The sequence below is a fragment of the Streptomyces sp. NBC_01723 genome, assembly GCF_036246005.1.
Taxonomy (GTDB): Bacteria; Actinomycetota; Actinomycetes; order Streptomycetales; family Streptomycetaceae; genus Streptomyces.
The window spans coordinates 4,137,782-4,163,137 of the sequence record NZ_CP109171.1 but is presented as its reverse complement, the minus strand read 5'-3'; the positions used below and the strand labels follow the sequence as shown (position 1 = coordinate 4,163,137).

The window sequence follows — 25,356 nt, the reverse complement described above, 5'->3', positions numbered from 1 at the left end:
CGGCGGGGATCAGACGCCGATGTCCTCGCCGTCCGCGCGCCACACCGCCACGACCGCCGGGCGCACGATCTTCCCCGGCCCGTCGGGCCAGGTGCTGGCGGGCTCCTCCACGGAGGCGCCGTCCACCTCGCCCGGGTGCTGCACGGCGACCAGCACACGCCGGTCCTGAATGAGCGGACCGCAGGTCTCCGCGCCGGTCGGCACGGTCAGGAACTGCTTCAGCTCGCCGCGCCGGTCACCCTTGGTCGCGACGCCGAAGAGGCCGTCGTGGGTGCCGAGCGCGTTGCCGTCGGTGGAGATCCACAGGTTGCCGTGGTCGTCGAAGGCCACGTTGTCCGGGCAGGAGATCGGGCTGACGCGGTCCTTCGGGAAGCCCGCGAAGTAGGTCGCCGGGTCCTCCGGGTCGCCCGCGACCAGGAACAGCGACCAGGCGAAGCTGGTGGCGTCGGCCCGGTTCCAGCGCTCGGTCAGCTCCAGGACGTGCCCGTGCTTGTTGGCGTTGCGCGGGTTGGCCTCGTCGGGCTTGGCGTTGGAGCCGACCCCGCGGTTGGAGTTGTTGGTGAGGGCGACGTACACCTTGCCGGTCGCCGGCGACGGCTCGATGTCCTCGGGCCGGTCCATCTTCGTCGCGCCGACCTTGTCCCCGGCGAGCCGCGTGAAGACGCACACCTCCTCGGCGCTCATGCCCTCGACGTGCGAGACGGCGCCGTCCTCGGTCGCGGTGACCAGCGGGATCCAGCGGCCGCTGCCGTCGAACTCGCCGTCGCGCGGCAGCTTGCCCGTCCCGTCGATCTCGATCGCCGGGGAGTCGCCGCTGAGCTTGGCGACGTACAGGGTGCCCTCGTCGAGCAGCGACAGGTTGTGCTCGCGCGCCGAGCGGCTGCTGCCGTGCCGCATCCGCTTGCTGCCGACGAACTTGTAGAAGTAGTCGAACCGCTCGTCGTCGCCGGTGTAGACGACCGGGCGGCCGTCCCAGGTCAGCCGCACGGTGGCGGCCTCGTGCTTGAAGCGGCCGAGGAGCGTGTGCTTGCGCGGCGTGGACTCGGGGTCGTACGGGTCCAGCTCGACGACGTACCCGAAGCGGTGCACCTCGTTCGGCTCCTGGGCGACGTCGAACCGCTTGTCGAACCGCTCCCACTTGCGCTCGGTGGCCCCGGTGCCGATGCCGTACCGCTTGTCCGTCGCGCGGCTGCTGTTGGCGAAGTACTGGTTGAAGTTCTCCTCGCCGTGCAGCGTCGTGCCCCACGGGGTGGTGCCGCCGGAGCAGTTGTTGAGGGTGCCGAGCACCTTGCGCCCGGACCGGTCGACGGAGGTCTTCACCAGGTCGGACCCGGCGGCGGGCCCGGTCAGCCGGAACTCGGTGGTGGCGGTGACCCGCCGGTTGAGCCGGTGCCGCGAGACGGGCGTCAGCCGCCCGCTCCTGCGCTCTTCCTCCACGGCGACGACGGACAGCCCGTGCGCGGCCCAGGCGATCTCGACCTGCTCGCGCGTCGGGTTCTCGGGGTCGTAGCCCCGGAACATGAGGATCTCGTCGGTGTACTCGTGGTTGGCGACGAGGACCTGCCGGTCGCGCTCGCCGTGCAGCGGCAGCAGCGCCAGGAAGTCGTTGTTGTACCCGAACTGACCGGCCTGGGCCTTGGCGGTCTGCTTCTCCGGGTCGAAGGCGGGCGCCCCGCGCAGAATGGGTTCACCCCAACGGATCACGACGTCCTGCCGGTAACCCTCCGGAACGGTGACGGTGTCGTCCGTGTTGGGTGCGACGGGCGTGAACCGCAGCCCGCGCGCACCCTGCGGTTTCGGGTGGTGCCCGTGCCCCCGGCCGGCCGCCGGCGCGGCCTGCGCCGACGGCGCCCCGGCCACGCCCACGGCCCCGGCACCCGCCGCGGCGACCGTGACGACGGCCGCGGCACGCATCATGGAACGGCGGCTGAGCGCACCGGCGATCACGTCACCGACGTACTCGTTGGAGCTGGTGTTGGGCACCTCGTGGAAGCAGGCGTCACCACACCGGAAACGACAGGTCATGGCGGACCGGCCGCCCGGGTGCGAACCGGACGGCGTCCCGATCAACGGCAGCAGCTTGCGCACAGTGTTCTCCCCTGAGAAGCCCTTGGATGCCCTTGGTGTCAGCGCGACCGTAGGTGCACATACGTGCGGGAGCCGGGCGCCGCGGTGAACGGCGGGTGAACCCGTGGCAGCCGGCGGGGAATTGCCGCGCCGTCTCGATCCCACCTTGACGCGCCCGTGCTTTCGTGGCAGACCCTGCACAAGATCACAAGTCGGGACCGCTAACCTTACGTGTCCGTCCTGGCCAGGGATTGACGGGCATCAACTCACCCGAAGGGTTGCGCACATGGGCATTCTCACTCTCCTGCGGAACGCGTTCGGCCGGTCACGCAAGGAACAGACCGCCCCTGCGGAGGGTGCGACGCAGGAGACGGCACCGCCGGTCACCGCGCCGGAGCCGAAGCTCCCGTCCCAGCCCACCGCACCCCCGAAGACCCCGGTCCAGCCGGAGTCCACCCAGGTCCCCGAGCCCCGCTCGGAATCCACCCCTGACGAACACGACCTCGTGAGGGCAGCCTTCACCAACGTCAACGTCCCGACGCCGACCCCGGAGCCGGAGCCGGAGCCCGCCCCGAAGGCGAAGGCAACCCCGGAGCCGGAGGCGAAGCCCGCCCCGAAGGCAGAGGCGACCCCGGAGCCGGAGCCCGCCCCGAAGGCAGAGGCGACCCCGGAGCCGGAGCCCGAACCGCAGGCGGAGCCGAAGCCCGAGCCGGAGGCGGAGGCGAAGCCCGAGCCCTCGACCGCCGCAGCCGCCGACGGCGAGGACGCCCCACAGGGGCCACCCGCACCCGACAACGAAAGCAGCACGGGTGGTGCGGGTGGGAACGAGGACTCCGAAGGCGAAGCCGAGGAGACCACGCGCCCCGAGCCGGAGGCCCCCGCCGAGGAGACCACGCGCCCCGAGCCGGAGGCCCCCGCCGAGGAGACCACGCGCCCCGAGCCGGAGGCCCCCGCCGAGGAGACCCCGAAGCCGGCGACGACAGCCGCCCGCCTCCGCACCCGCGCCCCCGCCCTCACCACCGCCTACAAGGCCGCCGCCACCACCCTCAAGACCCACAACCTCACCGGCACCCGCGCCAAGGTCCACCTCGTCCTGGACCGCTCCGCCTCCATGCGCCCGTACTTCAAGGACGGCTCCGCCCAGGCCCTCGCCGAGCAGACCCTCGCCCTCGCCGCCCACCTCGACCCCGAGGCCACGGTCCACGTCACGTTCTTCTCCACGGAGCTGGACGGCACCGGCGACCTCACCCTCACCGACCACGAGAACAAGATCGACGAGCTGCACGCAGCGCTCGGCCGTATGGGCCGCACCAGCTACCACGCCGCCGTCGAGGCCGTCCTCGCCCACCACGAGAAGGAAGCCCCCGGCACCCCCGCCCTGGTGGTCTTCCAGACCGACGGCGCCCCGGACGCCAAGACCCCGGCCACCCAGGCCCTCACGGACGCCGCCAAGAACCACCCGAACGTCCACTTCTCCTTCGTCGCCTTCGGCGACCCGGAGAACAAGGCCTTCGACTACCTCCGCAAGCTGAAGACGGGCAACACGTCCCACTTCCTCGCCGGCGAGACTCCCAAGGAGCTGACCGACGAGGAGCTGTACGAGGGCGTACTGGCCGACTGGCGCCCGTAGCCGCTGCCCCACCCGCCGGAGGGGTGGACGGGAGTACAACGAACACACCCCCGTCCACCCCCCGAAACGCGTGTGAGTCGATCTACGACGGACCAGTAGGATTTCGCCCATGGCGGCCACTGGAAACGAGAAGCAGGGGTCGAAGGCGTTCTACGTCTCGACCCCCATTTACTACGTCAACGACGCTCCTCACCTGGGCCACGCCTATACGACCGTCGCAGGCGACGTGCTCACCCGCTGGCACCGCCAGCGCGGCGAGAAGGTGTGGTACCTCACCGGCACGGACGAGCACGGTCAGAAGATCATGCGCACGGCCGAGGCGAACGGGGTCACCCCGCAGGCCTGGGCCGACAAGCTCGTCACCGAGGCCTGGAAGCCCCTGTGGGAGCACCTGGAGATCGCGAACGACGACTTCATCCGCACCACGCAGAAGCGGCACACCGACCGCGTCCAGGAGTTCGTGCAGGACCTGTACGACAAGGACGAGATCTACAAGGGCGGCTACGAGGGCCCGTACTGCGTCGGCTGCGAGGAGTACAAGCTCCCCGGCGAGCTGCTCGACGGCGAGGGCGAGTACGCGGGCCAGAAGCTCTGCCCGATCCACAAGAAGCCGGTGGAGATCCTCAGCGAGGAGAACTACTTCTTCAAGCTGAGCGAGTACAGCGAGAAGCTCCTGGCCCACTACGAGGCCAACCCGGGCTTCATCCAGCCCGAGTCCGCGCGCAACGAGGTTGTGAACTTCGTCCGCCAGGGCCTCCAGGACCTCTCCATCTCCCGCTCGACCTTCGACTGGGGCGTCCCGGTCCCCTGGGACGACAAGCACGTCATCTACGTGTGGGTCGACGCCCTGCTGAACTACGCCACCGCGGTCGGCTACAACGAGAACCCGGAGAAGTTCGAGGCCACCTTCCCCGCCGACGTGCACCTGGTCGGCAAGGACATCCTCCGCTTCCACGCGATCATCTGGCCGGCGATGCTGATGGCCCAGGGCCTCCCGCTGCCCGGGAAGATCGCCGCGAACGGCTGGCTGATGGTCGGCGGCGAGAAGATGAGCAAGTCCAACCTGACGGGCATCAAGCCGCAGGACCTGACCTCGCACTTCGGCGTGGACGCGTACCGCTGGTACTTCCTGCGCGCGATCGCGTTCGGCCAGGACGGCTCGTTCTCCTGGGAGGATTTCTCCGCCCGCTACACCAGCGAGCTGGCCAACGACTACGGCAACCTCGCCTCCCGCGTAGCGGCCATGATCGGCAAGTACTTCGGCGGCGAACTGCCGGCCGCGACGGCCGACGGGGACGCCGAGAGGGCCATCCACGACGGCCTGACCAAGGCGGTCACGGAGGCGGACCGCAAGATCGGCGAGGAGCTGGACTTCCAGGGCGGCATCCTGGCGGTCTTCGACTTCGTGAAGCAGGTCAACGGCTACATCACGGAGCAGGAGCCCTGGAAGGTCGCGAAGGACGATTCGCCGGAGGGCAGGGCCCGCCTGGCGACGATCCTCTACACGGCCGCGGAGTCGCTCCGCGCGGTGGCCGTCCTGCTGAACCCGATCATGCCGGACACCTCGCAGAAGCTCTGGGACTCCCTCGGCGCCGAAGCCCTCCTGGGCACCCTCGCGGACCAGAAGGTCCAGGACGCCGCGGACTGGGGCCGCCTGCCCGCCGGCGCGACGGTCACCAAGGGCGCGGTGCTCTTCCCCCGTCTCGAGGAGAAGCCGACCGCGTAACGCGCTCGCTACAGCCTGGGGCCCGGGAGGATCAGACCTTCTCCCGGGCCCCTCGCTTTGCGAAGATCGGTGCACTGCGAGTACACGAGGGGGGACCAGTCCATGGCACTGTTCGGCAACGCCCACAGCATCGACCCGGCCCAGGCGCAGCAGGAGTACGCGCGCCTGCTCGGCCAGGGTGAGCAGGTGTACGCCGCGTACCTGCTGATCCGCGACACCATCCTGTTCACCGACCGGCGCCTGATCCTGATCGACAAGCAGGGCATCACCGGCAAGAAGACGGAGTACCACTCGGTCCCGTACCGCAGCATCACGCACTTCGCGGTCGAGACGGCCGGCACCTTCGACCTCGACGCGGAACTGAAGATCTGGCTCTCCGGCTCCCAGGTCCCCATCCAGAAGACCTTCACCAAGGGCGTCGACATCTACGAGGTCCAGGCCATCCTGACCCAGTTCGTGGCCCGGTAGCCGAAGAGGTCAGCCCCCGGACGCGTACGCCACGAAGTCCGCCCACGCGTCCGCGTCGAGCGCGAGGCGCGGACCGGCGTCGCGGTACTTGGAGTCGCGGACGTGGGTGGTGCGGGGGGCTAGGGCGATCTCGACGCAGGAATCCCCGTCAGGACCACTGCTGTAACTGCTCTTGAACCACGCCAGTTCAGCGGCATCACCGGCGGGGGCCTTGCGGATCATGTTTCTCCCAGCAGTTGATCGATGAAGGCCAACGACTCCCCTGGTGGGAGAGCCTGCGCCCGGATGGTGCCATACCGCAGCTCAAGGATCCGGAGCTGTCGCAGGTCAGTGACGGGGCGGCCGTTGAACGCCCCCTCGGAGCGCCCCACAGCGGTGCCGTCCTCGAACTTCAGCAACTCGATCCTGCCGCTCATGCCGGGGTGCGCCGCACTGTCCATCGGCATCACCTGGAGCGTGACACTGCTCAACCTCCCCACCTCCAGCAGGCGTTCGAATTGCTGTCGCCGGACCATTGTGCCTCCGACCTTCCGCCGAAGCGTCCCCTCTTCCAGGACGAAGCTCAGCGCGGGTGCGGGAGACCTCTCGTAGACGGCCTGCCGAGCGACGCGGGCGGCGACCAGGCGCTCCAGATCCTCCGGGGTGTAGGCGGGCTGCCACGACCCAAGCAGCGCCCTGGCGTATTCCGGGGTCTGCAACAGACCCGCGACGTTGCTGTTCTCGTACACCCCGATCTCGACCGCCCGCGCCTCCATCTGCGCCAGATCCCGCACCTTCTTGGGATAGCGGACCTTGGCCACGTCCTCCCGCATCGCCGCGAGCAGCCCGCCCGCCCCGAGCACCTCGTCCGCCCGCTCCAGGTACTCCGGCCTGGGGATCCGCTTCCCGCCCTCGATCTTGTAGACGAGATCCTCGCCGTACCCCACGGCCCGGCCGAAGTCGCCTGCCCGCATCCCCACGGCCTCGCGCCGCAGCTTCAACTGCCGCCCCACCGTGGCGATCACCGCCACGCCCCACTCGTCGTCCGGGTCGACCTCCCACCCCGGCTCGTCAGCCTCGGTCCTGAGCTGCCGAACCTCGCCGTCCACCGACATGCGCGCCCCTCCGTCGTACTGCCCCGTACCAGCCACGCCCTACCCGTGAACGACGCCCCGACAAGCCTGGACACGCCCGGACAGATCCCACCCGGCCCACTCCCGCATCCACCGAAACCTGACGCCTCAAGCTCCGGTCCCACCTGCGACCCCTATGAACTACTCACTGGAGAGAAAGAACCCCACCAAGCCCCACCCCTCCCTCCCGTCGGGCCAGGTCACCCCCGCGAGTGAATATGCCCAACTGGGCTGGATATGCCACCGGTTGCCTGCTCCACTCTCAGCGACAGCAGCACACCGCAGACACCCCGGACATGCGACGGCCCCCGCCGGGACTGGCATCCCAATGCGAGGGCCTGACCACCGAAGAAGATCAAGGCTTCTCGATGGATACCGAAAACCCTAGTGCCCCCCTGCGCGCCCAGTCCCGTATCCCGCGCAAAAATCACCCCGCCGAAAAGCCGTTCGCCGGCGTCACCCACGACCACGTCCGCCACACCGAGAACTTCACGGTGGTCGGCAACGACCTGGTGCAGCACCCGGAGCTGTCGGGGCTCGCCATCGGACTGGCCTGCTACATCCAGTCCGTGCGGCCGGGCACCGCCGTCGACATCAAGACCCTTGCCGCCCGCTTCCCCGAAGGCCCCACGCGCATCGCCGCCGCGCTGAACGAACTCGAAGCCCACGGCTACCTGATCCGCAGCAGGGAGCGCACGGCCACCGGCCGCATCGTCACCCGCACCGTCTCCTGCAACAGGCCCGGCCACCGCAGCGCCACGCGGGACACGGCACCGCGCAGGCCCGCCCGGCGACGCACGGACCCCGACGAGGCCACGCCACGCAAGCGCCTCCCCGCCGTCCCGCAGCCCTCGTGCACCGCTCCCGCCCTCCTCCAGGCGGCGGCCGAAGTCCTCACCGGCCTGCGCCGCCGCGACCCCCGCCTCCTGCTGTCCGCCACGGACGCCGAACACCTGGCCCCGGGCGTCGCCGCCTGGCTCGAACGCGAGGTCACCCCGACCGCCGTACGCCACGCCCTGACCGCGAACCTGCCGGACGACGACCTGATCCGCCCGGCCGCCCTCCTCGCCCACCGCCTGACCGCCCGGTTGCCGCCCCCACCGCCGTTCAGGCCACCGGCCTCACCGGCCCACGAGCCCCGCCACCCACTCCAGACCTGCGACGCCTGCGACCGCGCCTTCCGGGCGCCCGAACCGGGCAGGTGCCGCGACTGCCGATCCGAGGTGCCCCCCGGAGGCCGCCTAGCATGAGAGCGACGATCCTTGCCCCTGGGCACAGACGACGAGGAGCGAGCGCCATGACCATCGCCCCGGACGACGCACGGCAGGGTGCATCCCACCTGTACAGGGTCATGCGCGACTTCGTGGAGTCCACGGACGGCACGCTCCCCGGCAAGTTCGAGATCACCAAAGAAGGAATCGTCCTCGACATGATGTCGCCCGTGCGGCCACACGAGCTCACCGCGCTCCGGCTCCGCAAACGCCTGGAGAAGGTCATGCCCGAGGAGATCGTGGCGCACACCGGCGAGCCCGACGTCGAGATGGAGCCGGAGGGGATCCTGCGCCGCCCCGACATCATGGTCATCGCCGAGGCGGACATGGAAGGAGAGGGGCCGTTCGACCCGCGTACGATCATCGCCGCCGTCGAGATCGTCTCCCGCTCCAATCCGGACAACGACTGGGTCACCAAGCTGCGCGACTACCCTCTGATCGGCATCCCGGTCTACGCGATCTTCGACCCCCGCACCGCGACCGGCGCCGTGCTCAGCGACATCCACGCCACTCCCGGCGGCCCCCGCTACGCCACCCGCAAGGATTTCGTCTACGGCGAGGACGTCACCATCGCCGAGTGGGCCATCTCGACCCACGACCTGCCGGTCTACCGCGACGAGGATCAGGCGTGACGACAGCGAAGGGCCCGGAACCGGCACACGGTTCCGGGCCCTTCGCCGGTAAGACTGTCGCCGCCTACTTCGGCTGCGGCTTGCGCACCGAAAGGTGCAGCTCCCTCAGCCGGGACTCGTCCAGCTCCGTCGGCGCGCCCATCATCAGGTCCTGGGCGTTGCCGTTGAGCGGGAAGGCGATGGTCTCGCGGATGTTGGGCTCGTCGGCCAGCAGCATCACGATGCGGTCGACGCCCGGGGCGATGCCGCCGTGCGGCGGGGCGCCGAAGCGGAAGGCGCGCAGCATGCCGGCGAACTCGCGCTCGACGGTCTCCGCGTCGTAGCCCGCGATCCCGAAGGCCTTGAGCATGATCTCCGGCTCGTGGTTCCGGATCGCGCCCGAGGACAGCTCCACGCCGTTGCAGACGATGTCGTACTGCCAGGCCAGGATGTCCAGCGGGTCCTGGTTCTCCAGCGCGTCCATGCCGCCCTGCGGCATCGAGAAGGGGTTGTGGGAGAAGTCGATCTTCCCCGTCTCCTCGTCCTTCTCGTACATCGGGAAGTCGACGATCCAGCAGAACCGGAAGACGTTCTCCTCGAAGTGCCCGGCGCGCTTGGCGGCCTCGACCCGCACCGCGCCCATGATCTTGGAGACCTCGTCGAACTCGCCAGCGCCGAAGAACACCGCGTGCCCGGCGGCCAGCGAGAGGCGCTTGGTCAGCTCGGCGACGTTCGCCTCGGTGAGGAACTTGGCGATCGGGCCGGTCAGCGAGCCGTCCTCGGCGACGCGGACCCAGGCCAGGCCCTTGGCGCCCTGCTCCACCGCGTAGTCGCCGAGCTGGTCGAAGAACTTGCGCGGCTGGCCGGAGACGTCCGGCACCGGCAGTGCGCGGACGTGCTTGCCGGCGAAGGCCTTGAACTCCGAGCCCTCGAAGACATCGGTGATGTCGACCAGCTCCAGCTGGGCCCGCAGGTCCGGCTTGTCGGAGCCGTACTTCAGCATCGCCTCGCGGAACGGGATGCGCGGGAACGGCGAGGTCACGTGCCGGCCGTTGCCGAACTCCTCGAACAGCTCCGTCATCAGCTGCTCGATCGGACGGAAGACGTCCTCCTGCTCGACGAAGCTCATCTCGACGTCGAGCTGGTAGAACTCGCCCGGCGAGCGGTCCGCGCGGGCGTCCTCGTCACGGAAGCAGGGCGCGATCTGGAAGTACCGGTCGAAGCCGGAGATCATCAGCAGCTGCTTGAACTGCTGCGGCGCCTGGGGCAGGGCGTAGAACCGGCCCGCGTGGAGGCGGGACGGGACGACGAAGTCGCGGGCGCCCTCGGGGGAGGTCGCGGTGAGGATCGGCGTCGCCATCTCGTTGAAGCCGAGGGCCACCATCTTGCTGCGGATCGAGGAGATGACCGACGTGCGCAGCATGATGTTGCGGTGCATGCGCTCGCGCCGCAGGTCGAGGAAGCGGTACTCCAGCCGCCGCTCCTCGTTGACCCCGTCCTCGGTGTTGATCGTGAAGGGCAGCGGCTGCGCGGCGCCGAGCAGCTCGACCTCGCCCACCTCGACCTCGACCTCGCCGGTGGGCAGGTCGGGGTTGATGTTGTCGGCACCGCGGGAGACGACCTTGCCGTCGACCCGAACGGTCGATTCCTTGGTCAGCTTGTCCAGGGCTTCGTACGCCTCGGTGCCCGGACGGGCGACGAGCTGCGTGATGCCGTGGTGATCGCGCAGATCGATGAAGAGGATGCCGCCCAGGTCGCGCCGATTGTGCAGCCAGCCACTCAGCCGGACGTCGGTACCGACGTCAGAGGAGCGGAGCTCGCCGCAGGTGTGGGACCTGTACCGATGCATCGTCGTTCATCCAGCCTTCGCGGATCGGGGATGGTGTTTCGCGTTTCACGTGAAACAACCCCAGCGTACCGGGCACCCAAGGCTGCCCTCCTCCCCTTTGACCGCCGGGGCCCCGCCGCGAGCGGTGGCAGCCTGCGAACACCTCTTCTTACAGTGGGCCCATGCGCACTGGTGAGCCCCTGCCCGACGTGGGGGACGTCCTGGCCGCCCTGGCGACCGGTCTGTGGCACTGGGACACCGCCACGGGTGAGGTCACGGTGGACGCGGAGGCCGCCCGCCTGCTGGGGCTGCCCCCGGAACGGGCGTGCCTCACCGAGGCACAGGTACGGGCCCGGCTGCATCCGGTCGACTGGAACGAGATCACCGGCGTGGTCCAGCTCGCCGTCGCGGAGGGCACCCTCGCCGAGGTCCGGATCCGGATCATGGACGAGCGGGGCCATGTCGTCCGCGTGGTCCGCAGCCGCTCCAAGCCCTCCTTCGACCCCCTGCGCAAGGCGTACGAGCTGACCGGCACCCTCCAGGAGGTCACCGAGCCCACCCCGGGCACCCCCGCCGGGCGCAGCGCGGTCACCGGCGACTGGCGCCGCTCGCGCGAGGCCTTCCTGCTGGACGCGGGAAGGGCCCTGGCCGAGGCGCGCTCCACGGAGGAGGTGCTGCGGGTCGCCGCGGCCCTGTCGATGCCGGGGTTCTCGCCGGACGGCCTCGCGGTCTTCGGGGTCTCCGGCGACCGCCTCACCGTCATCGGCCACCACGGGCAGCCCGAGAACGAGGTCAACCCGTTCGTGGACATGTCCCTGGACACCGACTACCCGGCCGCCGAGGTGGCCCGCACCGGCCGCGCCGTCTACCTCTCCTCCCCCCAGCAGTACCGGTCCCGCTACCCCATGACCTGGCCGCTCGCCGAGCGCCTCGGCCGCCGCTCCTGGGCCTACCTGCCGCTGACCGTGGCCGGCCGCACCATGGGCGCCTGGCTGGCGGCCTTCGCGTACCCGGTCACGTTCACCCCGGACGAGCGGTCCGTGCTGACCACCGTGGCGCGGATGCTGGCGCAGGCCCTGTCCCGGGCGGGCGCCGCCGAGACCCAGCGGGAGCTGACCGACGGGGTCCAGCGCGCCATGCTGCCCGTGCTGGGCCCGGAGATCCCCGGCATGGACATCGCCGCCCGCTACGTCCCCACCGGCGGCGGACTCCAGGTCGGCGGCGACTGGTACGACATGATCCCGCTGCCCGGCGAGCGCTTCGCCATCGTCATCGGCGACGTCCAGGGACACGACGTACGGGCGGCCGCGCTGATGGGCCAGCTGCGCATCGCGCTGCGCGCCTACGCCTCCGAGGGCCACCGCCCGGACGCGGTGCTCTCCCGCGCCTCGCACTTCTTCCACGGCCTGACCCAGTCCGACCAGGACCCCGGCGACCTGCGCTTCGCGACCTGCTACTACGCCGAGGTCGACCCCGCGACCGGCACCGTGGAGAGCGCCCGCGCCGGGCATCTGGACCCGGTCGTGCGCATGGCGGACGGGACGGCGCTGATCCTTGCCACGGCGGGCGGGCTCCCCCTCGGCATCGACCCGGACACCGACTACCCGACCACCCGGCTCGCCCTGGAGCCGGGGGACACCCTGATGCTGTGCACGGACGGCCTGGTGGAGACCGGCGGCCACGACCTGCAGACCGGCTGGCACCGCCTCCGGGTGGTCCTGGAGGACCACGAGGGCGGCCTGGAGGACCTCGCCGACGCCCTGGTCCAGGCCGTGCACGGCCCCTCCTCGCACCACACCACCGGTCCGCTGGCCGACCGGCGGGAGGACGACATCGCCCTGCTGCTGCTGTGCCGGCAGGGCGAGGGCTGCGGCTGCGGCGACAGCACCGTGGCCCGGCCGACGGTGCGCCGCACCATGCTCTCGGTCGCGCAGGCCGAGCCCGCCCGGATCGCCACCGCCCGGCAGCACCTGCGCGACCTGCTGCACGACTGGCCCGACGACGACCAGCGGGACGCCGCGGTGCTCCTGCTCTCCGAGATGCTGACCAACGTCCTGGTGCACACCGACACCGACGCCCTGCTGGTCGCCGAAGTGGCCGGCGAGCCCGGCGAACGGCGGATCCGGGTGGAGGTCACCGACAACGGCGACGACCTGCCGCACAAGCGGCGGCCGGGGGAGATGGCCTCCTCGGGCCGCGGCCTGATGCTGATCGAGCTGCTCGCCGACGCCTGGGGCGTCGCCCCGCGCGGCAAGGGCAAGAGCATCTGGTACGAGGTCTACGAGTCCGCGGACCCGGAGGACGGTCCCGCCGACGGCTCGGCGGCGGCGTAGCGCTTCTGCAGCTCGTGGACGATTCCGAACGCCGCCGCGGTCAGCGGTACGGCGAGGAGCAGCCCGAGGATGCCGGCCACCGACGCCCCCGCGGTCAGCGCGAGCAGCACGACCGCCGGGTGCATCTGGACGGTCCGGCTCTGGATCATCGGCTGGAGGACGTGCCCTTCGAGGACCTGCACGGCCAGGACCACCCCGAGGGCCCAGAGCGCGATGACGAACCCCCGGTCCGCCAGGGCGACCAGCACGGCGACGGTGCCGGAGATGAACGCCCCCAGATACGGGATGTAGGCGCCGACGAAGACCAGCGCGCCGAGCCCCACCGCGCCGGGGACGCGCAGGATCAGCAGCCCGACGGTGATGCAGAGCGCGTCGATGAGGGCGATGAGGGTGGTGCCGCGCATGAAACCCTCGACGGCCCCGAAGGCGCGCCGGCCCATCGCCTCGACGGTGTCGGCGGCGCCGGGCGGGGCGAGGGCGCGCACGGTGCCGACGGCCCGGTCGGAGTCGCGCAGGAAGAAGAAGACCAGCAGCAGGGCGAGTACGGCCATGGCCAGCATCTCGCCGACGACGCTGAGCCCGGTGACCACACCGGAGGCGGCCGTCCCGCCGAACTTGCCCAGCAGGTCACGTGCGTTGGACGCCAGGTCGTCCAGCGAGGTCCCGGCCGCCCCGAAGTGGTCGGCGATGCCCCGGGCCGCGTCCCGGACGGAGGCGACGATCTGGTCGCCGGTCTCGATGAGCGCGGACACCACGATGTACATGGCGCCGCCGACCACGGCGACGACGGCGACGCAGGTCAGCCCGGCCGCCAGCGAGCGCTGCACGTGCGCCTTGACCAGCCGTCGGTGCAGCGGTCTGAGCAGCGCGGTGCCGAGCAGCGCGAGCAGCGCCGGCGTCACCGCGGTGCGCAGCTCGACGCAGAGCCGGATCGCGACGTAGGCGACACCGCTGGCGAGCAGGATGACGGCGCACCAGGCGGCGAGCCGACGGACCGGGCCGGGAAGCAGCTGCACGTCCCCAGCCGATCACGCCCCGGGCGGGGTGTCCTGCGCGGACGGCCCGCCCGGGTGACACGGCGTCAGGACCGGCCGCTCTCAGACCGCGGCGCCCGCCGGCCGAAGCCGCTCGTACACGGTCAGACGCCGTCCGCGGACCTGCTCGTCCCCCGCCACGGTGAAGTACTCCTCCAGCACCGCGGTCTTCGCCTTGTCCCGCTCCGCCGAGAGCGGGCGGGCCACGCCGGGCGCGTCGGTGATCAACAGGATGCGCCGCTGCGCGAGCATCGCGGACCGTATGCCGGCCGGGTCGGCCTCCTCGCCCTTCAACGTCCGGGACTCCACGGGCGTCTTTCGCAGCGCGACGTCCCGCAGTCCCGCGAAGGCGTCGGGGGAGACCAGCGCGGTGTCGCGGCGGGCCGCCGGTATGAAGACCACCGCGTCGCCGGGCCGCTTCACCCTGCGTACGTCCGCCGCCGCCGCGAGGACGTCGTCGACCCGGCTGGCCGGGGACCGCTTGGCCAGCGCCTGCGGCAGCAGCGCGACCACGGCGGCGGTGACCACCACCGGCACGAGCCACGACGACGCTCTGGGGAACCGCGACCCGAGGGCCGCGGTGGCGACGCTCAGACCCGCCCCGATCAGCAGGGCCAGACCGAGCATGCTGAACAGGACGTAGCGGTCCAGGAACAGGGGACGGACCAGGGAGAGCGCGGCCAGGGCGAGTTGCGGCACCGCCAGCAGCGGCAGTCCGACGGCCGCCACCGACAGCCGTCCCGCCCTCTGCCGGCTCAGCAGGGCGCAGAGAGCGCCGATCGCCAGCAGGACGGCGGGGCCGATCATCATGTGCCAGGTCAGCGGCGGTATCCAGGAGACCTGGCCGGACTGCCGCCGGCTGAAGAGGATCAACGGCAGAACACCGGCCACGGCGACCGCCGAGGCCGCCGCCCAGCGTCTGAGGACGGCCTGCGTCGCCCGCGCCCACACCAGCGTCGCCGCGTGCGCGGGCAGGATCAGCAGCGACAGCCAGTTCAGCAGCCCGCACACCAGGAGCGCGGCGGCGTAGGCCGCCCAGTGCGGTGTCCGGCCGCGGCCCTGGAGCAGGGTCACCAGCAGCAGCGTCGAGAGGCCCGCTCCGGCCGTGATCAGCGCGTACGGGCGGCCCTCCTGCAGATAGAACTGCACGGCCGGGACCAGCCCCAGCGCCAGCCCGCCGACCAGGCCCGCCCGGACTCCGGCCAGCCGGTGCCCGATGACCGTCACACAGGCGGCCGCCACCGCCATGGCCAGCACGGAGGGCAGCCGCAGGGTCGTCGTGCCGGGCCCGAAGCACGTGAAGAGGCCGTGCATCAGCAGGTAGTAGAGACCGTGCACGACGTCGACCCGGCCCAGCATGTGCCCTATGTCGGCGGCCGACCGGAGGGCCACCTGCCAGGTCGCGGCCTCGTCCCGCCACACGCTGTCCTGCCGGGAGAGTCCCCACAGCCCGAGGGCGAGGGTCCACACGACCGGGATCGACCAGAGCGGCGGGCGCCGTCGGAGGAAGGCGACGGCGGCGGCTTTCAGGGGATTCATGACGCAGCGGACCGTTCAGCACCCCGAAGGTGGTGGTGCGCGTTCTCGTGGACGGCGAAGACGGAGTCGCACCGGTCACGGACACGGTCGTCGTGCGTGGCGATGACCACGGCGCATCCCGCGTCGCTCATTTCGCGGAGAACGTCGATGACGACGTCGGCGTTGGCGTGGTCGAGGGCGCCGGTCGGCTCGTCGGCCAGCACCAGGGAGGGTTCCTTGACGATGAGCCGGGCGAGCGCCACCCGCTGCTGTTCCCCGCCGCTGAGCCGGTGGACCTTCTCCTGCTCCCGGCCCGCCAGGCCGACGCGGTCCAGGGCGCCCGCGACACCGACGCCGGTGTGGGCCCGCCGGCCCCGCCGCTTCGTGCGCGCGACCTCCAGGTTGTCGGCGACGGTGGCGTTGTCGATCAGGGCGTAGTTCTGGAAGAGGTAGCCGAGGACGTCGCGGCGGAAGCGCCGGGCCTCCTGCCTGCCGAAGCGGGTGATGTCGACGCCGTCGTGGAGTATTCCGCCCGCGGTCGGCCGGTCGAGGAGGCCGAGGCAGTTGAGGAGGGTCGACTTGCCCGATCCGCTGGGGCCGGCGAGGGCCAGCATGCGGCCGCGGTCGATGTCGACGGTGACGTCGGACCACAGGGTGCGGCTGCCGAAGGTCTTCGCCAGTTTCACGATCTCGATCACAAAGGTGCTCCTGCCGGGTGGGGGGTTCTCGTCCGCGAGAGGCTCATGAGTCGGCCGCCCCCTCCTTGACGACGCGGCGGTGGAAGACGCCGAGTGCGATGAGCACGGCGCACACCTGGACGGCGACGAGACCGGCGATGGCGGCGAGGTCCGACGTGGTCGTCTCGACCGCCGGGAACGGAGCGGGGATGCCGCGGTCGGTGAACTCCGCCAGTTCCTGGTTCTGCCGCCAGGCCTGGACGGGAACCCAGCAGGCGAGGAACACGGCCAGAACCCCCTCCGAGGCGAGGACGAGCCGGTGGTTCGCCGTGAATCGCCAGCCGCTGACGTGCCGGGCGAAAACGGTCTGGGCACGTCGGCGCGCGTGGATCATGCAGACACCGACGCCGGTGATGACCAGGACGGCCACCGCCGCGGCGAGATTGAAGAGCTGCAGCCTGAATTCGTGCACCGCGTCCCGCAGTTTCAGCGCGGCGCTCTGTCCGACCGGACGCACGGAGGTGACGTAGGTCCCCAGTCCGTTCGGGTCCGCCGTGATCGCGCCCAGGGCGTCCTCCGGGTCGGGGAAGACGATGCCTTCCTGACTGGCGAACGCGGTGTAGGTGTCGTCGGAGAGGATCCGGGAGCCGTTGGGCACCACGACGAGAACCGGGTCGCGCACCAGGGACCGGTCGTCGTCCGGGCGGTGGGCCGTGTTGGGGCTCAGAGCGCCGGAGTTGTAGCCGAACAGGCGCTGACCGTCCTTCGCCCGCAGCGACGTCACCTCGAGCCCGCGCCGGACCTCGGGTGCGAGCCGCCCGAACATGTCGGGGAGCCCGGCGCGGATGTCCGCGGTGTGGCCGGCGAGGGAGTCGGGGACGATGAGCCGCACGCCGTGGGCGTCCGGGCCCCTCCCGTCCGGGGGCCGTGCCGAGTACCGGCGTCCGGCCGGGTCGAGGACCGGCTGCCGGGCGAGGAAGGTCTCGTTGACGACGAGCATCTCGCCCGGTGGGAGACGGACTTCGGAGGAGGCGTCCCGGAGGTCCCGGCGCCCGGCGACGACGATCTCGCCCGCGGTGTCGGACCGGCGCAGCCACCCGCCGACCTGGGCGATGACCTTCCTCTGCTCACCCACCAGGCTGCCGTTGAGGCGGATGGCGACGGCGTCGCCCGCCCGGGCGTAGGCGCTCCGGGTGTCCTGCCGCGCCATGACGTGCTGCCCGGCCAGGGCCACGTCCATGGCGACGGCGAGAGCGAGGAGCAGCGCCGGGACACGCACCAGGTAGGTGGCGACGAGCGCCGCCCGCCCCGGCAGTTCGCCCTTGAGGGCGCGTGGCAGCGCCACCTTGGAGATCAGGACGAGGGCGGCCGCGTGGGTGGCCAGGACCAGGAGAACCAGCGGTCCGGCCAGGGCGACGGCCACCGACGCGAACAGCCCCAGCCAGGCGAGACCGTTGTAGTAGCCGAGGAAGGCGAGTGTCACGGCCGCCACCGCGCAGACGGCGGCCGCCCAGAACCCCGCCAGTTGCCGGAGGTCACGCGCGAGGACGTCCCGGAGGGAATTGCCCTGGAGGCGCAGCACCCCGTACGCCTTGGCACTCAGCAGTACGCTCGCGCCGGTCGTCGCCGCCGCGGCGAGAGCCACGACCCAGAAGGTCCAGAAGAGGTCGTCGCCCGAGAAGAACAGGGCCAGTTCACCGGCCGAGAGCGGGTGCTGCACGCTCGCGCGCAGTCCGAGCCCGCTGAACTCGGCCACCAACGCGTCAGCGGCCTCGGACGGTCCGAACACGTAGTAGAAGCCTCGCGGATCCCGCTGCCCGATCTCGGCGAGGGGATGCACTCGCGTCTCGACGTGGGCGCTGAAGCCCGGGTACGCGTCACGCAGCCACGAAGCGGCGTCGGAACGCGGGGCGCCCGACGTCAGATAAAGGTGCCGAATTCCGTCGGGATTCCGGATGTCGGGGGCCTCACGAGCCACCGAGACCTCGTGTTCTTCCGAGAACTCGGCGATCTCGCGGCCCACCCGGGCACCGCTCACGGAATCGTCGGACTCGAACACCCAGACCTGGGCCGAATTTCCCAGTACCAGTTGCTCGTCCAGCCCCCGCACGAAGAGAAAGGCCATCATCGCGGAGGTGGCCAGCACGGCGGCATGGACGTATTTGATACCTCGGTGCAGCATCGGTCACCTGGGTCCGGGTATTCGATCAGTGAGCGGTGGCGTACGGCGGAATGTCAGCAGGACGCGTCGTAATGGGCACTGTTGGGGTGGATGCTCGACTTCTCCACCGAGGCCTTGGACCACTTCTTGTTGGCGGTGCAGCCGCTGTACGCCCAGCTCCTTCCGTGAACGGAGGAAGCGTGGTAATTGACGCTGTGGTAGAAGTTCGAGTAGGCGTAGTTCGCGCCCACGTCGTAGCTCCACCGGCCGCCACTGACGTCGACCGACTTGGCCAGCGCGGGGGTGGCGACGGCCATGACGATGGCACCGGCGGCGGCTGCGGCCTTGAGTCCGTTCTTCATACGCATGTGTCACTCACTTTCGTTCTTGCCTGCTGAAACGGGCATAGGTGTGCCTTGACGGGCATGGGTGTGCCCGGAGGGATGGGTGTGCCCTGACGGGCGGAAGAAGAGACCGGCCGGCCTCGGGTCAGAGCTGCTTGACCGACTTCTGGGTGCAGTGATTGGCGCGATAGCCGCGGGGCATCTGGTCGTTGGCGTTCTTCTTGGCCGCCTTCTTGGCGTCCGACGCCGTCTTTCCGGTGCCGTGCCCCTGCACGAACCCATGGGCGGTGTCATCCGAAATGCGCTTCTTGGTGCACTGGAAGTGCGCCGTCCAGCCCCGCGCCGCTTCGGCGGGAGCGGCGACGCTCAGTGGAATCACGACCGCCATGGCAGTGGTGAGGAGTGGGCCGATGACAAGCATTTTGCGCACGAGTGTTGATCCCCCTTGAATGTGTGGGGGCACACCGAATCCCGCCTTGGCCCGAAGGCCAATGCGGGATGTGAGTCTTGCTCTCGCCCCCGTGAAAGCCACTCGTCCCCGGTGGTCGGCCGGGTGAGTGGACGTGCCAGAAGTTACGCGGCGGGGACGGAGTTTATCCAGTCAATACGGAGTGACCATGATCACTGCACATTGATGGAACGCGCAGGACACCCGCTCCGGATGGCTCGCGCCACTTCGTCTCCGCTAACCTCCACACCCATGAAGCAGCGGCAGCAGAAGAAACTTTCCCGCCACCTCTTCGAAGCGATACTGCTGGGGGACGCCGCTCGTGTGCGGACGGTGCTGCGGGCCGGTGCCGACCCCGAGCGGGGCGACGGCGAGGGCACGCTCCCCCTGTACGAGGCGGCGGTGAGCGGCAGGACCGAGATCGTGCGGCTGCTGCTGGAGGCGGGCGCCTCTCCCGACACCGAGAGCAGCGGAGTCGGCGCGGAGGGCACCCCGTTGTGCGCGGCGGCGTGCTGGGGGCACGCGGAAACCGTGCGGGAACTGTTGGCGCACGGCGCCGATCCGGGGCTCCGGGAGGACCACGGAGCCGGCCGCTCCCCCCTGGACTGGGCGAACGACGGCCCCCACCCGGAGACCGCCGCGCTCCTGATCGCGGCGGGGGCGGCGCCCCGCACTAAAACCGTGTAGCAACCGCCCCCGGCCGGGCGCCGTCGGCGCCGGAGGACCTACAGACCGTCCTCGGTCATCCCGTGCACCGCCGGGACCGTCCCCAGCCGGCCCTTCTGGAAGTCCTCGAAGGCCTGCTGGAGCTCGTCGCGCGTGTTCATCACGAACGGCCCGTAGTGCGCCATCGGCTCCCGGATCGGCCGCCCGCCGAGCAGCACGACCTCCAGGTCCGGGGTGTGCGCGTCCTGCTTCTCGTCCGCCCGGACGGTCAGCGAACCGCCCGCCCCGAAGACCGCGGTCTGCCCGAGGCGCACCGGCCGCCGCTCGGCGCCCACGGAGCCGCGTCCCGCCAGCACGTAGGCCAGGCCGTTGAACTCCTCCCGCCAGGGCAGGGTGACCTCGGCGCCCGGGGCGAGCGTGGCGTGGACCATGGTGATCGGCGTGTGCGTGATCCCGGGGCCGTCGTGACCGTCCAGCTCACCGGCGATGACGCGCAGCAGCGCGCCGCCGTCGGGGGAGGTGAGCAGCTGGACGCTGCCACTGCGGATGTCCTGGTACCTCGGGGCCATCATCTTGTCCCGGGCCGGCAGGTTCACCCACAGCTGGAGCCCGTGGAAGAGGCCGCCGGACATCACCAGCTGCTCCGGCGGCGCCTCGATGTGCAGCAGTCCGGAGCCCGCCGTCATCCACTGGGTGTCGCCGTTGGTGATGGTGCCGCCACCGCCCTGGCTGTCCTGGTGGTCGAAGATCCCGTCGATGATGTAGGTGACGGTCTCGAAGCCGCGGTGCGGGTGCCAGGGCGTGCCCTTGGGCTCGCCGGGCGCGTACTCCACCTCGCCCATCTGGTCCATCATGATGAACGGGTCGAGATGGCGGTAGTTGATCCCGGCGAACGCGCGGCGCACCGGGAAGCCCTCCCCCTCGAAACCGCTGGGAGCGGTCGTGACGGTCAGTACGGGGCGTGCGACGGCGTCGGCGGACGCGGATACACGGGGCAGCGTCAACGGGTTCTCGACGGTCACTGCGGGCATGTCGGTACCTCCTCGGGTACGCCCACTTTAGTTGAGCGTTGAACTTCTTGCCACTCCAAACCACGAGAGCCCGGAGGGCATTCCCTCCGGGCTCGCTCCATGGCGGCGACGACGGCCGGCCGCCTGCGAAGCAATGGCGTCTAGCCGTACATCCGGCGCATCGCGAAATCGACCATCTGTTCGACGGCCTTCGCGTCGAAGACCATCCGGTGCTCGCCCTCCATGTCCAGGACGAAGCCGTAGCCGGTCGGCAGCAGGTCGATCACCTCCGCCCCGGTGATCACGAAGTACTTGGACTCCTTGCCCGCGTACCGGCGCAGTTCCTTCAGGCCGGTGAACATCGGGATCACCGGCTGCTGGGTGTTGTGCAGCGCGAGGAACCCGGGGTTGTCGCCGCGCGGGCAGTAGACCTTCGAGGTGGCGAAGATCTGCTGGAAGTCCTCGGCGGACATCTGACCGGTGGTGAAGGCGCGCACCGCGTCCGCGAGCGAGGGCGGGGACGGCTCGGGGTACAGCGGCGGCTGCTGCCCGTATCCGCCGGCCATCGGCTGCTGCGGCGGCGGGGCGTACTGCTGCTGCTGAGGACCCGCGGTCTGGTCGTAGCCGTACATGCCGCAAAGAGTAACGAGTAACGAGTCACAGATGGCCCGCTCGGGGTTGCTTCTTATTACCGACGGGTAGCATCATCGGTAGCAGGCTGAGCTACTGCTTGGTACGCGCAGTCGGTATGTGTACAGATGCGAGGAGTCAGTGCCTCGCCGATCTCTCAACGGAGCCGTCGCCATGGGGCACTACAAGCCGAATCTCCGGGACATCGAGTTCAACCTCTTCGAGGTGCTCGGCCGTGACAAGGTTTACGGCACCGGCCCGTTCGCGGAGATGGACACGGACACCGCCAAGAGCGTCCTGGAGGAGCTGACGCGCCTCTCGGAGAACGAGCTGGCCGAGTCCTTCGCCGACGCCGACCGCAACCCGCCGGTCTTCGACCCGGAGACCAACACCGCGCCGGTCCCGGCGTCCTTCAAGAAGAGCTACCAGGCCTTCATGGACTCCGAGTACTGGCGCCTGGGCCTGCCCGAGGAGATCGGCGGCACCACCGCGCCGCGCTCCCTGATCTGGGCCTACGCGGAGCTGATCCTCGGCGCCAACCCGGCCGTGTGGATGTACTCCTCCGGCCCGGCGTTCGCCGGCATCCTCTTCGAGGAGGGCAACGAGGTGCAGAAGCACATCGCCTCGTTCGCCGTCGAGAAGCAGTGGGGCTCCACCATGGTGCTCACCGAGCCGGACGCCGGCTCGGACGTCGGCGCCGGCCGCACCAAGGCGGTCCAGCAGGAGGACGGCTCCTGGCACATCGAGGGCGTGAAGCGCTTCATCACGTCCGGCGAGCACGACATGTCGGAGAACATCCTCCACTACGTCCTCGCCCGCCCCGAGGGCGCGGGCCCCGGCACCAAGGGCCTGTCCCTCTTCCTCGTCCCGAAGTACGAGTTCGACTTCGAGACCGGCGAGCTGGGCGAGCGCAACGGCGTCTACGCCACCAACGTCGAGCACAAGATGGGCCTGAAGGCCTCCAACACCTGCGAGATGACCTTCGGCGACCGCCACCCCGCCAAGGGCTGGCTGATCGGCGACAAGCACGACGGCATCCGCCAGATGTTCCGGATCATCGAGTTCGCCCGCATGATGGTCGGCACGAAGGCGATCTCCACCCTGTCGACGGGCTACCTGAACGCGCTGGAGTACGCCAAGGAGCGCGTCCAGGGCCCCGACCTGGCCAACTTCATGGACAAGTCGGCCCCCAAGGTCACCGTCACGCACCACCCGGACGTCCGCCGCTCGCTCATGACGCAGAAGGCGTACGCCGAGGGCATGCGCGCGCTGGTGATGTACACCGCGTCCGTGCAGGACGAGATCCAGGTCAAGGAGGCGAACGGCGAGGACGCCTCGACCGAGCACGCCCTCAACGACCTGCTCCTGCCGATCGTCAAGGGCTACGGCTCGGAGAAGGCCTACGAGCAGCTCGCGCAGTCGCTCCAGACCTTCGGCGGCTCCGGGTTCCTCCAGGAGTACCCGATCGAGCAGTACATCCGCGACGCCAAGATCGACACCCTGTACGAGGGCACCACGGCGATCCAGGGCCAGGACTACTTCTTCCGGAAGATCGTCCGCAACCAGGGCGCCGCGCTGAACTCGCTCGCCGAGGACATCAAGAAGTTCCTGGCGCTGGCCACCGGCGGCGAGGAGCTGTCCGGCGCCCGCGAGCACCTGGCCAAGGCGGCCGTCGAGCTGGAGGCCATCGTCGGCCTGATGCTCACCGACCTCGCCGCCACCGAGCAGGACGTCAAGAACATCTACAAGGTCGGGCTGAACACCACCCGCCTGCTGCTCGCCTCCGGCGACGTGGTCGTCGGCTACCTGCTCCTCAAGGGCGCCGCGGTGGCCGCCGAGAAGCTGCCGACCGCCTCCGCCCGGGACAAGGCCTTCTACACCGGCAAGATCGCCGCCGCGAAGTTCTTCGCCGCGAACGTCCTGCCCGGCCTGACCCTGGCCCGCAAGGTCGCCCAGGGCGTCGAGCTGGACCTGATGGAGCTGGACGAGGCCGCCTTCTAGGCACGGGGCCGCCTCCCCGGTCCGACCGGTACCGGGGAGTCCGGTCTCCACACTCCCCACACACCCTCACGAGGGCCCGCTCCCGGCAGACCGGGAGCGGGCCCTCGTACGTCGTTAAGGTGAACCCATGAGCGCACCGTCCCGCTTCGACCGCGGCCACACCGACGACCTGATGTCCTTCCTGGCGGCCAGCCCGACGCCGTACCACGCGGTGGCGACCGCCGCCGAGCGGCTGGAGAAGGCCGGATTCCGGCAGGTCGCCGAGACGGACGCGTGGGAGGGGGCCTCCGGCGGCAGGTACGTGCTGCGCGGCGGCGCGCTCGTGGCCTGGTACGTGCCGGAGGGCGCCGAGCCCCACACCCCCTTCCGCATCGTCGGCGCGCACACCGACTCCCCCAACCTGCGCGTCAAGCCGCGCCCGGACAGCGGGGCGCACGGCTGGCGCCAGGTCGCCGTGGAGGTCTACGGCGGTCCCCTGATGAACTCCTGGCTCGACCGCGACCTGGGCCTGGCCGGCCGGCTCTCGCTGCGCGACGGCTCCACCCGGCTGGTCAACATCGACCGCCCGCTGCTGCGCGTTCCGCAGCTCGCCATCCACATGGACCGCAACGTGTCCGCGGAGGGCCTCAAGCTCGACAAGCAGCGCCACCTCCAGCCCGTCTGGGGCCTCGGCGACTCCGTCCACGACGGCGACCTGATCGCCTTCCTGGAGGAGGAGACGGGTCTGACCCGCGGGGACGTCACCGGCTGGGACCTGATGACCCACTCCGTGGAGGCCCCCGCCTACCTGGGCCGTGACAACGAGCTGGTGGCCGGGCCGCGCATGGACAACCTCCTGTCGGTGCACGCCGGAACGGCCGCCCTGATCGCGGCCGCCGCCTCGGGGTCCGACCTCTCCTGCATCCCCGTACTCGCCGCCTTCGACCACGAGGAGACCGGCTCCCAGTCGGACACCGGCGCCGACGGCCCGCTGCTCGGCAGCGTCCTGGAGCGCTCGGTGTTCGCGCGCGGCGGCTCGTACGAGGACCGGGCGCGCGCCTTCGCCGGCACCGTCTGCCTGTCGTCCGACACGGGCCACGCCGTCCACCCCAACTACGCGGAGCGGCACGACCCGACGCACCACCCGCGCGTCAACGGCGGCCCCCTCCTCAAGGTGAACGTCAACAACCGCTACGCCACCGACGGTTCGGGCCGCGCGGTCTTCGCCGCCGCCTGCGAGAAGGCGGACGTCCCCTTCCAGACCTTCGTCTCCAACAACTCCATGCCGTGCGGCACCACCATCGGCCCGATCACCGCGGCACGGCACGGCATCAGCACCGTGGACATCGGCGTGGCGATCCTGTCGATGCACAGCGCCCGGGAGTTGTGCGGCGCCGACGACCCGCACCTGCTGGCCAACGCGCTGGTGGCGTTCCTCCGCCCGTAGGCCCTGTCGCGAAAACCCGGAACGGCGTTCCACGGCATGCGGGTTGACACCCGGGGTACCCGAACGGAACCGGATCGACCGGAAACCCGGATCCGACCGGCTCTACAGGGAGGCGACACTCATGGGCCTCGGCGGGTGCATCATCCTCATCGCCGTGGGAGCCATCCTCACGTTCGCGACCGACTGGGACATGCAGGGCGTCAACCTCGACCTGGTCGGGGTCATCTTCATGGTGGTCGGCCTGATCGGAGTCGCGACGTTCAGCAGCATCGCCCGGCGCAGGCGCGTCATGGTGCCGCCGACGACCCAGGTCGTCGAGGACCGCTCCCACCAGCCGCGTGACGGCTACAGCAACGGCTACGGCGCCTGACCGGTCGCACACCGCGCGCGGGCGT

Annotated in this window: 22 protein-coding genes; 10 read left to right on the top strand and 12 right to left on the bottom strand. The window is 70.5% G+C overall.

The annotated features are described in order from the left end of the window. Positions 1-9 precede the first annotated feature (9 nt). The gene (locus OIE75_RS19125) at positions 10-2,088 is read right to left on the bottom strand and encodes a PhoX family protein (protein ID WP_329471564.1); all 2,079 of its coding nucleotides are present in this window, start codon (positions 2,086-2,088) and stop codon (positions 10-12) included. A gap of 265 nt (positions 2,089-2,353) precedes the next feature. Here OIE75_RS19125 and OIE75_RS19120 point away from each other — a divergent pair, with 265 nt between their 5' ends. The 3 genes from OIE75_RS19120 (at position 2,354) to OIE75_RS19110 (ending at position 5,891) form a co-directional block, all read left to right on the top strand. Next, entirely contained in the window at positions 2,354-3,697 is a 1,344-nt protein-coding gene (locus OIE75_RS19120) for a VWA domain-containing protein (protein WP_329471563.1), read from the top strand. A 109-nt stretch (positions 3,698-3,806) separates the two neighbouring features. Further along, entirely contained in the window at positions 3,807-5,423 is a 1,617-nt protein-coding gene (gene metG, locus OIE75_RS19115) for a methionine--tRNA ligase (protein ID WP_307013802.1), read from the top strand. 102 nt (positions 5,424-5,525) lie between these two features. Next, positions 5,526-5,891 (top strand): PH domain-containing protein, encoded by a 366-nt coding sequence (locus tag OIE75_RS19110; RefSeq protein ID WP_064728890.1) that lies wholly within the window; start codon positions 5,526-5,528, stop codon positions 5,889-5,891. A 9-nt stretch (positions 5,892-5,900) separates the two neighbouring features. Here the strand turns inward: OIE75_RS19110 and OIE75_RS19105 are convergent, their stop codons facing one another. Beyond that, positions 5,901-6,113 carry a DUF397 domain-containing protein gene (locus OIE75_RS19105; protein WP_329471562.1) on the bottom strand — a complete coding sequence of 71 codons (213 nt, stop codon included), beginning with the start codon at positions 6,111-6,113 and terminating at the stop codon, positions 5,901-5,903. Next, positions 6,110-6,985: a helix-turn-helix domain-containing protein gene (locus OIE75_RS19100; RefSeq protein ID WP_329471561.1), complete on the bottom strand. Its 876-nt coding sequence runs from the start codon at positions 6,983-6,985 to the stop codon at positions 6,110-6,112. The genes OIE75_RS19105 and OIE75_RS19100 overlap by 4 nt, the downstream gene beginning before the upstream one ends. Before the next feature lie 386 nt (positions 6,986-7,371). Between OIE75_RS19100 and OIE75_RS19095 the strand changes: the two genes are divergently transcribed. Next, positions 7,372-8,253, top strand: a complete 882-nt coding sequence (locus OIE75_RS19095) for a helix-turn-helix domain-containing protein (RefSeq protein WP_307013799.1) — start codon at positions 7,372-7,374, stop codon at positions 8,251-8,253. Positions 8,254-8,300: 47 nt separating this feature from the next. Next, complete coding sequence (locus tag OIE75_RS19090; RefSeq protein WP_307013798.1) at positions 8,301-8,906, top strand: Uma2 family endonuclease; 606 nt, start codon at positions 8,301-8,303, stop codon at positions 8,904-8,906. A 64-nt stretch (positions 8,907-8,970) separates the two neighbouring features. Here OIE75_RS19090 and aspS read toward each other — a convergent pair whose 3' ends face one another. After that, entirely contained in the window at positions 8,971-10,734 is a 1,764-nt protein-coding gene (gene aspS / locus OIE75_RS19085; protein WP_329471560.1) for an aspartate--tRNA ligase, read from the bottom strand. A gap of 161 nt (positions 10,735-10,895) precedes the next feature. On the opposite strand from aspS, the gene OIE75_RS19080 reads away from it, so the two are divergent. Next, the gene (locus OIE75_RS19080; protein ID WP_307013796.1) at positions 10,896-13,046 is read left to right on the top strand and encodes a SpoIIE family protein phosphatase; all 2,151 of its coding nucleotides are present in this window, start codon (positions 10,896-10,898) and stop codon (positions 13,044-13,046) included. On the opposite strand, the gene OIE75_RS19075 is transcribed toward OIE75_RS19080, so the two are convergent. From OIE75_RS19075 to OIE75_RS19050, 6 genes are all read right to left on the bottom strand, one after another. Next, a complete protein-coding gene (locus OIE75_RS19075; protein WP_307013795.1) occupies positions 12,992-14,062 on the bottom strand; it encodes an AI-2E family transporter in 1,071 nt (356 codons plus the stop codon). The genes OIE75_RS19080 and OIE75_RS19075 overlap by 55 nt on opposite strands. 81 nt (positions 14,063-14,143) lie before the next feature. Further along, positions 14,144-15,619 carry a glycosyltransferase family 39 protein gene (locus OIE75_RS19070; RefSeq protein WP_329471559.1) on the bottom strand — a complete coding sequence of 492 codons (1,476 nt, stop codon included), beginning with the start codon at positions 15,617-15,619 and terminating at the stop codon, positions 14,144-14,146. Further along, on the bottom strand, positions 15,616-16,296 hold the full coding sequence (locus OIE75_RS19065; RefSeq protein WP_307013793.1) for an ABC transporter ATP-binding protein: 681 nt from the start codon (positions 16,294-16,296) through the stop codon (positions 15,616-15,618). Before OIE75_RS19065 ends, OIE75_RS19070 begins: the two co-directional genes overlap by 4 nt. A 43-nt stretch (positions 16,297-16,339) precedes the next feature. Beyond that, positions 16,340-18,457, bottom strand: a complete 2,118-nt coding sequence (locus OIE75_RS19060; protein WP_329471558.1) for a bacteriocin-associated integral membrane family protein — start codon at positions 18,455-18,457, stop codon at positions 16,340-16,342. A 53-nt stretch (positions 18,458-18,510) separates the two neighbouring features. Continuing rightward, a complete protein-coding gene (locus OIE75_RS19055; RefSeq protein WP_163015852.1) occupies positions 18,511-18,804 on the bottom strand; it encodes a lactococcin 972 family bacteriocin in 294 nt (97 codons plus the stop codon). Between the two features lie 121 nt (positions 18,805-18,925). After that, on the bottom strand, positions 18,926-19,210 hold the full coding sequence (locus OIE75_RS19050; protein ID WP_329471557.1) for a hypothetical protein: 285 nt from the start codon (positions 19,208-19,210) through the stop codon (positions 18,926-18,928). A 270-nt stretch (positions 19,211-19,480) separates the two neighbouring features. Here OIE75_RS19050 and OIE75_RS19045 point away from each other — a divergent pair, with 270 nt between their 5' ends. Next, positions 19,481-19,915 carry an ankyrin repeat domain-containing protein gene (locus tag OIE75_RS19045; RefSeq protein ID WP_329471556.1) on the top strand — a complete coding sequence of 145 codons (435 nt, stop codon included), beginning with the start codon at positions 19,481-19,483 and terminating at the stop codon, positions 19,913-19,915. Between the two features lie 38 nt (positions 19,916-19,953). Here the strand turns inward: OIE75_RS19045 and OIE75_RS19040 are convergent, their stop codons facing one another. Both OIE75_RS19040 and OIE75_RS19035 read right to left on the bottom strand, forming a co-directional pair. Beyond that, positions 19,954-20,925, bottom strand: a complete 972-nt coding sequence (locus OIE75_RS19040; protein ID WP_307013790.1) for a pirin family protein — start codon at positions 20,923-20,925, stop codon at positions 19,954-19,956. Between the two features lie 140 nt (positions 20,926-21,065). Next, positions 21,066-21,536, bottom strand: a complete 471-nt coding sequence (locus tag OIE75_RS19035; RefSeq protein WP_122616633.1) for an SseB family protein — start codon at positions 21,534-21,536, stop codon at positions 21,066-21,068. 172 nt (positions 21,537-21,708) lie between these two features. Between OIE75_RS19035 and OIE75_RS19030 the strand changes: the two genes are divergently transcribed. The 3 genes from OIE75_RS19030 (at position 21,709) to OIE75_RS19020 (ending at position 25,331) form a co-directional block, all read left to right on the top strand. After that, entirely contained in the window at positions 21,709-23,535 is a 1,827-nt protein-coding gene (locus tag OIE75_RS19030; protein WP_307013789.1) for an acyl-CoA dehydrogenase, read from the top strand. Between the two features lie 127 nt (positions 23,536-23,662). Next, positions 23,663-24,961 (top strand): M18 family aminopeptidase, encoded by a 1,299-nt coding sequence (locus OIE75_RS19025; RefSeq protein ID WP_329471555.1) that lies wholly within the window; start codon positions 23,663-23,665, stop codon positions 24,959-24,961. 121 nt (positions 24,962-25,082) lie between these two features. Then, complete coding sequence (locus OIE75_RS19020) at positions 25,083-25,331, top strand: DUF6458 family protein (protein WP_064731862.1); 249 nt, start codon at positions 25,083-25,085, stop codon at positions 25,329-25,331. Positions 25,332-25,356: the final 25 nt, after the last annotated feature.

Excerpts from the sequence above, each read along its gene's own strand:
- OIE75_RS19120 (WP_329471563.1), top strand. The coding sequence starts at position 2,354 with ATGGGCATTCTCACTCTCCTGCGGAACGCGTTCGGCCGGTCACGCAAG.
- metG (WP_307013802.1), top strand. The coding sequence starts at position 3,807 with ATGGCGGCCACTGGAAACGAGAAGCAGGGGTCGAAGGCGTTCTACGTC.
- OIE75_RS19110 (WP_064728890.1), top strand. The coding sequence starts at position 5,526 with ATGGCACTGTTCGGCAACGCCCACAGCATCGACCCGGCCCAGGCGCAG.
- OIE75_RS19105 (WP_329471562.1), bottom strand. The coding sequence starts at position 6,113 with ATGATCCGCAAGGCCCCCGCCGGTGATGCCGCTGAACTGGCGTGGTTC.
- OIE75_RS19100 (WP_329471561.1), bottom strand. The coding sequence starts at position 6,985 with ATGTCGGTGGACGGCGAGGTTCGGCAGCTCAGGACCGAGGCTGACGAG.
- OIE75_RS19095 (WP_307013799.1), top strand. The coding sequence starts at position 7,372 with ATGGATACCGAAAACCCTAGTGCCCCCCTGCGCGCCCAGTCCCGTATC.
- OIE75_RS19090 (WP_307013798.1), top strand. The coding sequence starts at position 8,301 with ATGACCATCGCCCCGGACGACGCACGGCAGGGTGCATCCCACCTGTAC.
- aspS (WP_329471560.1), bottom strand. The coding sequence starts at position 10,734 with ATGCATCGGTACAGGTCCCACACCTGCGGCGAGCTCCGCTCCTCTGAC.
- OIE75_RS19080 (WP_307013796.1), top strand. The coding sequence starts at position 10,896 with ATGCGCACTGGTGAGCCCCTGCCCGACGTGGGGGACGTCCTGGCCGCC.
- OIE75_RS19070 (WP_329471559.1), bottom strand. The coding sequence starts at position 15,619 with ATGAATCCCCTGAAAGCCGCCGCCGTCGCCTTCCTCCGACGGCGCCCG.
- OIE75_RS19060 (WP_329471558.1), bottom strand. The coding sequence starts at position 18,457 with ATGCTGCACCGAGGTATCAAATACGTCCATGCCGCCGTGCTGGCCACC.
- OIE75_RS19055 (WP_163015852.1), bottom strand. The coding sequence starts at position 18,804 with ATGCGTATGAAGAACGGACTCAAGGCCGCAGCCGCCGCCGGTGCCATC.
- OIE75_RS19045 (WP_329471556.1), top strand. The coding sequence starts at position 19,481 with ATGAAGCAGCGGCAGCAGAAGAAACTTTCCCGCCACCTCTTCGAAGCG.
- OIE75_RS19040 (WP_307013790.1), bottom strand. The coding sequence starts at position 20,925 with ATGCCCGCAGTGACCGTCGAGAACCCGTTGACGCTGCCCCGTGTATCC.
- OIE75_RS19035 (WP_122616633.1), bottom strand. The coding sequence starts at position 21,536 with ATGTACGGCTACGACCAGACCGCGGGTCCTCAGCAGCAGCAGTACGCC.
- OIE75_RS19030 (WP_307013789.1), top strand. The coding sequence starts at position 21,709 with ATGGGGCACTACAAGCCGAATCTCCGGGACATCGAGTTCAACCTCTTC.
- OIE75_RS19025 (WP_329471555.1), top strand. The coding sequence starts at position 23,663 with ATGAGCGCACCGTCCCGCTTCGACCGCGGCCACACCGACGACCTGATG.
- OIE75_RS19020 (WP_064731862.1), top strand. The coding sequence starts at position 25,083 with ATGGGCCTCGGCGGGTGCATCATCCTCATCGCCGTGGGAGCCATCCTC.